The organism is Congregibacter brevis (assembly GCF_045689245.1).
In the GTDB taxonomy this organism is placed as follows: Bacteria; Pseudomonadota; Gammaproteobacteria; order Pseudomonadales; family Halieaceae; genus Congregibacter; species Congregibacter brevis.
In genome coordinates, this window is the sequence record NZ_CP136865.1 from 653,650 (window position 1) to 665,900 (window position 12,251).

The window sequence follows — 12,251 nt, forward strand, 5'->3', positions numbered from 1 at the left end:
TATCAAAACTCAGTAGCTGCCCAGATTTCAGCTTTCTGTCTGTAAGAGCTAAATAACCTCTCTATAGATGTAGGGAGGTTGAGACCCCTTCAAAGAACATCTGCACAGAGATAATCACCAGAATCATGCCCATGAGGCGCTCTACGGCCATGAGTCCGCGGTTTCCCAGGGCTTTTAGTAGCAATGGGGACGTCATTAAAATACAGGCCGATACGGCCCAAGCACCGACCAGCGCAATGGTCCAGTCCACCATGCGGCTTGGATCGGTATTGACCATTAGCATCGCTATAGCCAGCGATGAGGGGCCTGCTACCGCTGGAATCGCCAGCGGAACAATAAATGGCTCTCCATCCGGTGTATCTCCCAGCAGGCCGTAGGGTGATGGAAAGATCATGCGGATCGCGATCAGAAACAGAATGATCGCTCCGCCGATGCTGATGGACTCCTGACGAAGACCCATCGCTTCCAAAGCCGCGCTCCCGCCGTACAGGAATAGTAGAAGCACTCCCAAAGCGATCAGTAGCTCCCGAAAAATCACCCAATAGCGGCGTTTTCCCTCCACGTCTTTGAGCACGGAGAGAAAAATAGGCACATTTCCCAAGGGGTCCATGACCAGCACCAGAGTGATAAAAGCGCTTAGGAGCGTTTCCACGACCGTTTTCCTTAATTGACTGGGGTAAAAACCGTGCGAGCGAGGTGGGCACAGGAATTTAAGTAGGCGCGAGTATAGGGTTTGGTGGTAATAGTCGCCATCTGCGCTCTACGGGCTTGAGAGGGCTTTTGCTAGACTCAATGTCTTATCGCCAGCTTAACAGGATCGCTATGACTTCTTTTGCCCGCAACACGCCTCGCGCCCTACTCGGCATCGTTCTTCTTTTATGGGGGTCGTTTACTTTTGCTGCCGAGGATGACTTTCCCGGCTTCAAAAAGCTGATGACAGTGGAGGAGTTCGAGGGCACCGGGCTTAACAAACTCTCCGGTAAAGAGTTGGATGCACTAAATGAATGGCTGATCCGCTATACCGCCGGGGAGGCTCAGGTTCTCCAAGTGACGAGCGAGGCGGTTCGCGAGGCGGAGAAGAGCTATGAGGTAGAGAGCAGTATTGTAGGCGATTTCAGTGGTTGGACCGGCAAAACGGTTTTCCGCCTGGAAAATGGCCAGGTGTGGCGGCAGCGCTTATCCGGTCGTTATCCCTACCGAGGTCCGGCAAACCCGAAGGTCGTGATCAGCAAGAACTGGGCGGGTTACTTCAAGATGACGTTGGTGGATAAAGATAAAAGTATTGGTGTAACTCAGATAATTGATTGAGCAAATTTGTGAGAATTACTTCGCCTAAGGCATGAATTGCCTACGCTAAGTCCATGAAACTTGTTTGATCTTTGACCCATTCGTGTGAATTTTTCACAATCAACACCGTATGAGAATGTGTAATATCGGTCGCAGTTGGTAAAACCCTGCCTTCAGTCGTATGGGCAAGGCCAACATCTCACTTCACAGGGGAATTAAATATGTTGCATAAAAAACCGCTAACGATGGCGGTAAGCGCCGCCGTCGGCGCAGCGTTCGCGATGGGAATGGCTCCGGTCAATGCCCAGGAAGAGCAGTTGGTTGAAGAAGTTGTCGTAACCGGTTCGCGTATCCAGCGAGCCAATCTCGTCTCTTCGAGCCCAGTTACTCAGCTTGATAGCGAGCAGCTCCGCCTTACTGGTCTGACCCGTGTCGAGGATGCCCTCGCCGCCATTCCAGCTATCTCTCTCGACCAATCATCAGGTCAGGCTATTGAGGCCGTAGGTACTGCCACGCTTCAGCTGCGTAACTTGGGTGCCCAGCGTACGCTGGTATTGATGAACGGTCGTCGTCTTCCCGCAAATTCACCCAACGGTGGCGATCAGTCATCTGCTGCGGACATTAACTTCATTCCCGGCCAGCTCATTGAGCGAGTCGAAGTCCTGACGGGTGGTGCATCATCTACCTACGGCGCTGACGCTGTGGCGGGTGTTGTTAACTTCGTCATGATGGACGACTTTGAAGGCATCAAGCTTGACTTCCAAGCGGGTCAATTCCGCGCCGACAACGATGGCGGTCTTGTAGCTGGTGCTGCAGAGCGTGCGGGTCAGCCTTTCGCAACCGGTACTGCTACTGACGGTGATCAGTACGACATGACTTTGATCATGGGTGGCAACTTCGACAATGGTCGTGGTAATGCCACAGCATTTATGACTTATCGTGACATCGAAGGTGTTACACAGGCTAACCGTGATACGTCAGCGTGTCCCGTGCGAGCTAGCGGTGAATGTCTAGGTTCTGGTACTAACGAATCAGGGTCTTGGATTATCGGTGGTGAGAACTACCGTACTGAAGGCACTGAGTGGGCTGAAGGTCGCGGACCTGGCTTTAACTTTGCAGCGCCCTCGTTTTTCCAACGTCCAGATCGCCGTACGACTTTCGGTACCTTCGCTCACTATGACGTGAATGAAAACGTTGAGGCGTACACCGAGCTGATGTTTATGGACACTAAGTCCGATACGCAGTTTGGTCCTTCTGGTGTGTTCTTCCGTACCTTTGATGATCTGAATTGTGACAACCCCTTGCTGTCTGCTCAGCAGTTGGGCCTGACGGGTTGTACTTCTCCTGATGATCGTTACAGCGCTACTTTGGGTCGTCGTAACGTAGAAGGTGGCCCACGTAAGGGTTCTCTGCGGCATACCACTTACCGCGGTGTATTCGGTCTGCGTGGTGACATCAACGATTCTTGGCGTTATGACGTGTCCTATCAGTACGCTGAAGTGAACATGACAAACCGTAACACCAACTACGTTGACCTCATTCGTGTTGAAGAAGCACTCAATGCCGTGACGCTGGACGACGGTTCCATCGGTTGTGAGTCAGGCAACGCAGCGTGTGTGCCATACAACGTTTATCAGACTGGCGGCGTTACTGACGACGCGACAAACTACTTCGGTCAGACCGTATACGAGAATGGACGTACCACTCAGGAAGTACTGATGGGTTACGTACAGGGTAGCTTGGGCGACTACGGCATAGTGGTTCCTTTTGCAGAAAATGGCGTTGAAGTGGTTATCGGTGCTGAGTATCGCGAAGAGAGTCTAACGTATGATCTGTCTGACAACGCCGCCCGCGGTGATGCCGGTGGTTTTGGTGTGCCAGTACCGGTCGATGGTCGTTATGACGTCAGCGAGATCTACTTCGAGGCAAGCGTGCCATTAGTAGAAGATGCTCCGTTCATGCAGGCTTTGGTTCTTGACCTCGGCTATCGCTACTCGGATTACAGCACTGGTACTACGACTAACACTTACAAAGCAGCTGCAAGCTGGGATATCAATGCAGACGTTAAGATCCGCGGTAGCTTCCAGCGAGCGGTTCGTGCGCCAAACATTGTTGACTTGTTTGAGCCACAAAGCGCTGGTTTGTTTGCGATGGACCGTGACCCCTGCCTTAAGGCCAGCCCTGATGCTAACGTCAGCTTGAGTGGCTACACCTTTGAGCAGTGTGCCCGTTCCGGTGTATCCCAAGCTATTTGGGATCGTGGTGGCCCTGAGAACAGCCCTGCAGCGCAGTACAACTCTACGGGAGGCGGCTCTACCGAGTTGAACCCAGAAGAGGCTGATACTCTGACCTTTGGTGCTATCTGGCAGCCTAGCTTCGTTGAAGGCTTGTCTGTGAGCGTGGATTACTATGAAATTGAAATCACTGAAGCGATTCAGGGTATTCAAGAAGAGACTACGCTTTTGCAGTGTATCGAAACCGGCGACCCTGTATTCTGTGATCAGGTTAACCGCGGCCAGTTAGACACATTGTGGCTGGGTCAGGCAGCGCCTGATAACGGCATTAACGCTGCGAAAACCAATATCGGTTTCTTGCTGGTGGAAGGTGTAGACGTTGAAGTTAACTACAACTTCGATATTGGAGATATGGGTACGGTAAATATCGCTAATATTGCTGGTTTTGTAATGACTTTCGATCAGGAAGAATATCCTGGTGCGGGCGTGGTCGGCTGTGAAGGCACCTACGGTGGCGCATGCCAGATTCCTACACCCGATCTGAAGAATCGTTTCCAGGCTACCTGGGCGACTCCTTGGAATGTCAGTGCGAACCTGATCTGGCGTTATGTGGCTGGGTCTACTCAGGAATTTACTGATTCGCCTAACGACATCGATGATTTCAACTACTTCGATATCGCAGCAACTTGGGATATTACTGATACGGCAACATTGCGTTTCGGTATCAACAACGTGCTGGACGAAGATCCTCCCTTCGTATACCAGGGTGTAACCGCTCGTGAGAACGGAAACACTTACCCCGGTATTTACGATCCGCTGGGTCAGTACTGGTTCCTTGGTGGAACACTGCAGTTCTGATCATTGGGCGGGGTTGATCTCCGCCTAGCAGAACGAGAGGGCCGACTTTGTCGGCCCTTTTTTTTGCCTGCTCGTTGGTTAACATTTGCAGTCCTTTGCCGTCAGGTTGGTCGGCTCAGTAGGCGCGATTTGCTGCACTCGCTAGATTGGGGGACGCTCACTTCGCAAACCGCGCCTACTGAGCTGACTGCGTTACGGATGGGCTTATAGGGCTATAGCTCAAGCCAACGAGCGACAATTTACGTAGCGAGCGTTCCCCCAACTAGCGAGAGAAGTAAGTTGACGGTCGTTGGCGACTATTAACCAAAGTTTCCCTATAAAATACGCAACTAAGCCATAGCGTAAGCACGCTAGGCGGCTGTGACTTGCTACTTTCGCTGTTGGGGTTGACGCTCACTTCGCAAATCACGTCTACCTAGCTGACGCGCTAGTGCGACAGACAACTTACTTGATGGATTACCGGAGCAAGACACAGTTGTGAATCCTAATTACCGCCAGTCATTGCAACAGGCGAATCAGATGCTGAGGACCGGCAAGGGCGCTGATTGTGCCCGCCTTTGCCAGCAGCTATTACAGCAAATGCCCGGTGAGGTGAATGCACTTCAGTTATTGGCCTTGGGTCAGCAGCAGTCGAGAGATTTTGTAGGCGCCGACGCAAGCTTTCGCGCTGCCATCAGCGCCGCACCGCAAATGCCCCAGGGATTACTCGCCTATGCAGCGTTCCTGAGGCAGCAGGAGCGGTTTACTGAGGCGGAGAAGACTCTTCGCAAGGCCGCGGAGCTTGCGCCCGGCTCACCAGAAGTCTGGAATGCGCTGGCGAGGCTTTTCTATCAGCAAGGGACTTGGGACGAGGCTATGCGCTGCACCCTCAAGGCGACGGACATCGCACCCCAGATGCCGGCGCTTTGGGAGCTTGCGGCGGCCATCGCTCAGAAGCAACATAACGCCCCCGATGCTATAGCGCTTTGTCGTAAAGGCATCGGGCACAATCCCAGCGCACCGCGACTACATTACTCTTTGGCACAGCTGCTACGACAGGAGTGTGATTTCGCCGAAGCCGCTGACGCCTATGAACACGCGCAACAATTGGGCTTTGATCAACCGGACGTTTATCGCAATCGCGCAGAGGCCTTGCTGGACTCCGGTGACATAGACGCTGCGCTGGCGTGCGCGGACGCCGGCGTCGAACGCTTTCCCGGACATCCTTTACTGCAGCGGACCGCTGCTCAATTGAGTTTTAGCTCTGGCGCCAAACGCGACCATCTTGAGAAGCTTCGCGTGGCCGTGCGACACGAACCTCGTAACCCCGCTTTGTGGCAGACGCTTATCGAGTTGATGAAGCGTTTGGGGCAGGAATCAGAGGTCGAACAAACGCTTTTAGAGGCGCAGCGGATGGGCTGTCCTGATACTACAAGTCTGCAGGTACTCGGTGCGCTGGACATGGCTCAGCGAGGTCAGAAAACCAAGGCGCTGGATCGATTACAGAGGATTAGCAAGGAAAACCCGGACGACAGCTATGTTCAACATTACTTCGCCATGCAGCTGCTACGCTACAAGAATGCAGAACGCGCCGAGACCCTGTGTTCCCAGTGGTTGGCGAAGGTGCCCTACGATCAGACTTTGCTAGCTTACCGTGGTACGGCACTACAGCTTCTTGGCGATCCTCGCGAAGCTTGGCTTCTCGATTATGATCGTATGGTCGTGCCGGTAAAGGTTCCTGCACCGCCGGAATTTTCGAGTCGCGAGGCTTACTTTAAGGAGCTGGCCCGTGTTCTCGAGGGCTTGCATCATAGCAACGCGCAGCCCATCGAGCAGAGCGTTCGCGGCGGAACGCAAACAAATGGTTTTTTGTTTCGCCTTAAAGAACAGCTATTACGTGGGTTGGAGACGCAACTACAGTTAGCGATTGCGCAGGCCCTGCAAACCCTCCCTACGGATGAGGATCACCCCTTTTGGTGTCGAAACTCTCGCCCTAATGTGGCTAGGGATCTGCGTATGGCTGGAGCCTGGTCCGTGCGCCTTCGAGACCAGGGTTATCATGCAAACCACATCCATCCAGAGGGTTGGATAAGCTCGGCGCTGTATGTCTCCCTACCAAATGAAGTGCAGCAGGGCGAAGGAACCGAAGGACATATTCAGTTTGGACGACCGATGCGAGAGCTCGGACTGGATCTTGCGCCTCGCCGCATCGTAAAACCTGTGGTGGGAACCCTTGTACTGTTTCCATCGTACATGTGGCACGGCACACTGCCTTTTCATTCCGATCAGTCACGAATTACCGTGGCTTTTGATTTACTTCCCGGGGCTTGAGCTACCTGAAATTAAAGGACTTTTATGAATACGAGTGACCAAAAGGCCCCAGATCTACAAGACTTACTTATCGAAGGAGCTCAGCTTGTTCAAGCAAGGCGGCTCCAAGAAGCTGAAGTTGTGGCTAATCAGCTTTTGAGTGAATTCCCTGAGCGGCTCGATGTACGCTATCTGGCCTCAGATGTGGAAAGCTTGCGTGGAGACCCCTTCGCCGCTCTTCAGCATCTTGACGCTTTAGCTGACGATCTAGGAAATAGCCCGAAGATTTTGCTTCGTAAAGCGCAGTTGTGCCTGTTTGATGGCCAGTGGCAGCGAGCTTTGACTTGCGCCAGAGCTGTGGATTTACTGGAGGCAAAAGAGCCAGAGCTAGCGGCTTTGTCTGAGATGTTCACCCAGCTTGGTCAGGGGAAGGAAGCGCGAAATTGTCTACTCATCGCCCGCGATAAAAACCCCGAAAGTCAGCAGTTACTTTATCTTCTTGCGGTTTCCGAGGCGCAGATGGGTTTAACGGAGGAGTCGGAGAAGCATCTGGAACAGCTGTTAGAGAAGTCGCCCACGGACGTCGGAGCTCTGCATCTGCGCACCCAACTGCGCCGCTGGTCTAAAAACGAAAATCATATTCAGGCCCTTCGAAATACGGTTCGAAAGAGTGTCGAGCCACAAATTACGGCGATCGCCTGCTATGCCTTGGGCAAAGAGTTTGAGGACCTTGGTAACTACGAGGAAGCTTTCCCAGCTTTTGATGCCGGAGCACAGAGTTATCGAAAGATGGTGAATTATGATCAGGCTACGGAGCTGGGTGCACAGCAGGACATTCGGGATACCTTTGATGCCTCGAGGCTCGCATCACTGAAGCTGGGCGGCGATGAGCCTGGACCGATCTTTGTTGTGGGTATGCCCCGTGCGGGCATCCGTCTTGCGGAGCGCGTCCTCGCGCGGCACAGTGCGGTCACTGCAGCAGGAGAGTTAGGCGACTTCAGGCGGTTGCTCGGAGTCCTCGCTCGAGATGCAGCTCCAGCGGAGGTTTCCGATGCCGAGGCCACGCTTGCCGTGGACTTTGCAGAGCTTGGTAGGCGTTATAGCAATGCAGTAAGCGAGCGAGCCGGAGATACGCCGCGCTTCGTAGACTGTACGTCTCACAACTTTCTGTACTGTGGACATATCCTTGCCGCACTGCCGGGGGCGCGCATCATTCATATGCAACGAGACCCACTGGATACTTGTTACTCGGTGTTTAAGACATTGATCTTTGGCGCACACAGCTACTCTTATGACCTGGAAGAGCTGGCCAGCTACTATCTGAGTTACCGCGCACAGATGGAACATTGGCATGCATTGTTTACGGGCAAGATTCTTGATGTCAGCTATGAGGCTCTTGTCACGGACCCTGAGGTAGAAGCACGGCGGATGCTGAGTTTTTGCGATTTGGAGTTTGAGGAAGGAATGACTCAACCCAGTGTCGAGGGCCTTAATCCCATGCTGAGTGCTTCGAAAGAACTACCGCCTTTGCACACAGAGTCTATCGGAGTAGCGGCGCGGGCCGGTGCAGGTTTTGATGGGTTGCGAGAGCGGCTGCAAAGTGCAGGGATCGTCTTTCGAGCATAGCTTGCCCTTAGCGGGTACAGGGACTTTGTGGTGGGAGGTGTTGCCTCCCCGACAAAATCAGCTTGCACCGCCCGCCAGCCAATCTCGATGCGTGCCCAGCAGCGCCGATATCATGCTGCGCTCAGCTTCGCTCAGTAGCGGGTTCCAGATATCAAAGATCATGATCACACGCGTTTGATCGGCATCGTTCCAGGCTTCGTGCTCAATGGTGTCATCAAAGGCCCAGGCTTTACCGATACGCCACTCCCGGGTTTCGTTGCCGACGCGGAATCCCGCAGGCCCGGGTAGCACCAGCGGTAAGTGAACTAGCAAGCGAGTATTCGTTGAGCCTGTGTGCGGCGGTATTTTTGTATGGGGCGCAAGCGCCGAGAAAAGTGCGGTAGGAGCAAAGTCCGGTTGGTCCGCCAACGGTAGCTCTTCAAGTACTGCCGTGGTTTTGGGGCAACGGGCCATGGCCTCATGCTGGGGCTGACCATCCTTCCACAACCAGAGTGAACTCCAGTTGTCTGAGTGATTCAGAGGTTTGAACTGGTTCTCTGGAGTGCCAGGAGCGTATTGCACGTAGGGTTTGAATCCGGGGAGGCCCTCCTGCATAAGTGTTTCCAGCTCGCCTTGAATAGTTTCGGTAGCAGCCTCCAAGGTCTCGAACCAGGGAAAGTAACTCCGATCAAAGAACGGTATGGCAGGTAGGCGGGGGTAATGCACTTGTACGGGTTCTGCGTTGTAAACTTGTTTAACGCCCGCAACGACATCCATGCATTCCTCAAAGCGAGTGAGTGATTCACCGCGATGCTCCTGCATTAACGGCCCCAACGCGTCACGAAAGTGGGAAGCCATTGCTTTAGCTTGCTCATCTACCACTTCTTGGGCGCGCTTTAGCAGAGGGCGCAGCGAGGCATGAAGCTGTGATTTCTCAGGAGCAATGCGTAAAACGTCTTTGTAAACCTGCGCTGCGGTTCGGGTGTCGCCCATCTGCTCGAGTATTGAGCCTTTTGAGAGCATGGGCATGAAAGCGTAGGGGTCTATAGCGAGTGCCGCATTGAGAGCTTTGATCGCGAGGGGAAGATTGGCGAGGTTACGGTGGGCAATGGCGACGTTCATATGAAAGTCGACATGACCACTGAGTTGAGCAGCGTTGCTTTGCAGATAAGCGAGGGCACCCTTGGCGTCGCCCTGACGGACCATACCTTGAGATGCAACAATGACCTGCTTTAAGTCAGGGGCCGCCATGATCTAGTACCTTATCTTATAGGTGCGATGCATATTTTCCGCTACCACGACTTTTCCCTGCTGAAGCTTTGGCCGAAACCGGACACTCCGCAGATATTTATAGGCACGATTGGTGGCGGACTTCGCGTCTTCTCCCGTCGCATCGGTTGTTATGTCGATGTCTACGGCTTCTCCATGTCGAGACACAGCGAAATCGATCACTACTTGCGCGAGCTTGGTCGCGCCTACGGGCACAGCACCAGGATTGAAGACTGTTTCCTCGGGAAGCTCCAGAGGCTCTCCAAAGGTTTTGGTGTACCAGCTCTCACTGTCCGGCTCTGATTCCATGATAGCCCAGGCTTCTTTGTAAATGCGGATTGCCGGTGCATAGCGGCGGTGCCACTGATACCAATCTGCAATGGCGAGATGGGCATTGGCTCGGTCTTCAGCACTGCTCTCTGGCATTGCCGATATTACTCTCTCCTTGTGCTGGAGAGATTGCAGTCCATAACGGAAATTGTGATCTCTGAGCCGCCAAAAACGCAGCTGCGCTTCACTGGCAACATCAAAGCCAGCCATTTGTGTCGTCGAGGCACGAAACCCTGTTTCGCGCTCGCCTGGATACACCGAAATCAGATAGGCGAGGGCGACTTTGCCTTGTAGATAACTGAGTAGTTCTGGACTGGTTTCACTCTGGTTGCTAGCGATGTCGTCGATAGCCTCATCGTACAAATCACTGATTCCCACCAGTCGCGGGAAGCGCTGGTAGTCGATATCTCCGAGATAAACGCCACGCATCCAGTCAGCGTAGCGCAGCGTGGCCGCGCGAAGATCTTCGTTCCCTGCGTGTTGTTGTCCGAAGCGTTTCAGGCGGTACAGATAAGCTTGCTGGTCGTCCGCTGCTGCGTAGTTTCCATTTCGCACGTGCGTTGCGATGAGTTGTTCCAGCATGCTGGTTTGAGAAGGGGTGTATAGGCCTCCATTAACCCTGGAAAGGTGAATGCCTCGACTGAACGCTTTGATGGCCTCGCGGTCGCGACCCTCTGCAAGGTAGGCAGCGCCCAGGTTTTCCAGTGTAGGGGCCAACACCGGGGACATAGGGCCGTTTTCCAGCTCCTGTTGCTCTAGGGTTTCTAATAGCACCTTGGAGGTCGCCGGTGGGTCCAGGGGTTCGGCAATAAGAAATTTCGCGGCGGCTCGTGGGTCGTCCTCGCGAAACATGCTGGCGCCATAGTAGGTTGGTGCCGAGTGTTGGGGTGTGATCGAAGAGCAGCACTCGGTGCCGTCACCATCAACAAATTGCGCGTTGGCGAAGGGCGCGGCCGCGCTCAGGACAATAGTAAGCAGACCCGATCGAAGGTTGCTGGTTCTTCGTCTGTCTAAAACAATACTCGACACCGCAATGTAGCTTCCAACGCCGTCAATTTCTCGAGGGCGACTTCTGAATATTCCGCATCGACGTCAATCACCACGTAGCCCACATGTTCGTTGGTCTGCAGGTACTGCGCTGCGATATTGACGCCAATTTCTGAAAAAACGTTATTAATTGCTCCCATCACGCCCGGTACGTTCCTGTGGATGTGAAGTAAGCGGTGGCAGCCGTCATGCTCTGGCAGCGCCACTTCAGGCATATTAACCGAACTTGTGGTCGTACCGTTGTCAGAATAGCGCGACAGTTTTTCGGCAACCTCTCCGCCGATGTTCGCCTGTGCCTCCATTGTGCTGCCACCGACGTGGGGTGTCAGGAAGGCGTTGTCGAATTCCCTGAGGGGCGAGAGGAACTCGTCGTCGTTCGAGCGAGGCTCCACAGGAAAAACGTCGATTGCCGTGCCGCTAATGTGTCCACTGTCCAACGCCGCCGCCAGTGCGTCAATATCAACGACGGTTCCTCGCGACGCGTTGATCAGAATACTTCCTTTCGGCATTAAGGCCAGTTCTCGCTCGCCGATCATCTTGGCGGTGGAGCTGGTTTCGGGGACGTGTAGGCTGACCACATCGGAGTTCGCTAACAGGGAATCGAGGCCGACCACCTGCTGCGCGTTGCCCAGGGGAAGACGGTTGATGACGTCGTGAAACTGAACTCGCATTCCCAGGCCCTCCGCAATCACACCCAACTGCATACCGATATTGCCGTAACCCACAATACCTAAGCGTTTGCCACGAATTTCGTAAGAATTTGCGGCTGTTTTCTGCCATTCACCGCGATGGGCTGCGGCATTTTTAGCAGGTAATCCTCTCAGGAGAAGAATCGCCTCGGCGATGACCAGCTCCGCAACGCTGCGCGTGTTTGAAAACGGTGCATTGAAGACAACAATGCCTCGCCGTGTGGCCGCCTCAAGATCCACCTGGTTAGTGCCGATGCAAAAGCAGCCGATGGCGATCAGTTTGGGGGCGGCGGCGAGTATTTCCTCGCTAAGCTGAGTTCTTGAGCGTATGCCAACAAAATGCGCACTAGCGATCGATGCCTTGAGCTCTTCGTTAGGCAGTGACTTACTGTGATGCTCGATGTTGAAGTAACCCGCGCGATTGAGCACCTCGATAGCTGAAGGGTGCACTCCCTCCAACAACAGGATGCGAATTTTGCTCTTCTCGAGGGACTGTTGGGCCATGTTCGGTAAACTCTGAGAGGTAATTTGTTACGGTATTGATGCTGCCTGAGCGGCGCGGCGGCGCATGGTAGCATACGCCGCCGCGGGGTTTTGAGTTCGCAAACCCCCTAGAATTGTAGACCGTTATTTCTTTGTAAAA

General features: G+C 53.7%; 8 protein-coding genes. 4 read left to right on the forward strand and 4 right to left on the reverse strand.

The window, feature by feature from the left end; genetic code table 11:
- Positions 1–61: 61 nt before the first annotated feature.
- A complete protein-coding gene (locus tag R0137_RS02940; protein ID WP_407328417.1) occupies positions 62–652 on the reverse strand; it encodes a YhgN family NAAT transporter in 591 nt (196 codons plus the stop codon).
- Between the two features lie 170 nt (positions 653–822).
- Between R0137_RS02940 and R0137_RS02945 the strand changes: the two genes are divergently transcribed.
- The 4 genes from R0137_RS02945 to R0137_RS02960 all read left to right on the forward strand — a co-directional run bounded on the left by R0137_RS02945 (position 823) and on the right by R0137_RS02960 (position 8,294).
- Entirely contained in the window at positions 823–1,308 is a 486-nt protein-coding gene (locus R0137_RS02945) for a hypothetical protein (RefSeq protein WP_407328418.1), read from the forward strand.
- Between the two features lie 200 nt (positions 1,309–1,508).
- Positions 1,509–4,379, forward strand: a complete 2,871-nt coding sequence (locus tag R0137_RS02950; protein WP_407328419.1) for a TonB-dependent receptor domain-containing protein — start codon at positions 1,509–1,511, stop codon at positions 4,377–4,379.
- Between the two features lie 477 nt (positions 4,380–4,856).
- Positions 4,857–6,689, forward strand: coding sequence for a tetratricopeptide repeat protein (locus R0137_RS02955; protein ID WP_407328420.1), 1,833 nt, complete (start codon positions 4,857–4,859; stop codon positions 6,687–6,689).
- Positions 6,690–6,713: 24 nt separating this feature from the next.
- On the forward strand, positions 6,714–8,294 hold the full coding sequence (locus tag R0137_RS02960) for a tetratricopeptide repeat-containing sulfotransferase family protein (protein WP_407328422.1): 1,581 nt from the start codon (positions 6,714–6,716) through the stop codon (positions 8,292–8,294).
- Between the two features lie 57 nt (positions 8,295–8,351).
- Here R0137_RS02960 and R0137_RS02965 read toward each other — a convergent pair whose 3' ends face one another.
- The 3 genes from R0137_RS02965 to serA are packed head-to-tail and all read right to left on the reverse strand — an operon-like array spanning position 8,352 to position 12,112.
- Positions 8,352–9,524 carry an aspartyl/asparaginyl beta-hydroxylase domain-containing protein gene (locus tag R0137_RS02965; RefSeq protein WP_407328424.1) on the reverse strand — a complete coding sequence of 391 codons (1,173 nt, stop codon included), beginning with the start codon at positions 9,522–9,524 and terminating at the stop codon, positions 8,352–8,354.
- A gap of 3 nt (positions 9,525–9,527) precedes the next feature.
- Positions 9,528–10,901, reverse strand: coding sequence for a hypothetical protein (locus R0137_RS02970; RefSeq protein ID WP_407328426.1), 1,374 nt, complete (start codon positions 10,899–10,901; stop codon positions 9,528–9,530).
- A complete protein-coding gene (gene serA, locus R0137_RS02975; protein ID WP_407328427.1) occupies positions 10,883–12,112 on the reverse strand; it encodes a phosphoglycerate dehydrogenase in 1,230 nt (409 codons plus the stop codon). Before serA ends, R0137_RS02970 begins: the two co-directional genes overlap by 19 nt.
- Positions 12,113–12,251: the final 139 nt, after the last annotated feature.

Bases quoted from the DNA above. Each gene is read 5' to 3' on its own strand.
- R0137_RS02945 (WP_407328418.1), top strand. From the start codon at position 823: ATGACTTCTTTTGCCCGCAACACGCCTCGCGCCCTACTCGGCATCGTT.
- R0137_RS02950 (WP_407328419.1), top strand. From the start codon at position 1,509: ATGTTGCATAAAAAACCGCTAACGATGGCGGTAAGCGCCGCCGTCGGC.
- R0137_RS02960 (WP_407328422.1), top strand. From the start codon at position 6,714: ATGAATACGAGTGACCAAAAGGCCCCAGATCTACAAGACTTACTTATC.
- R0137_RS02965 (WP_407328424.1), bottom strand. From the start codon at position 9,524: ATGGCGGCCCCTGACTTAAAGCAGGTCATTGTTGCATCTCAAGGTATG.
- serA (WP_407328427.1), bottom strand. From the start codon at position 12,112: ATGGCCCAACAGTCCCTCGAGAAGAGCAAAATTCGCATCCTGTTGTTG.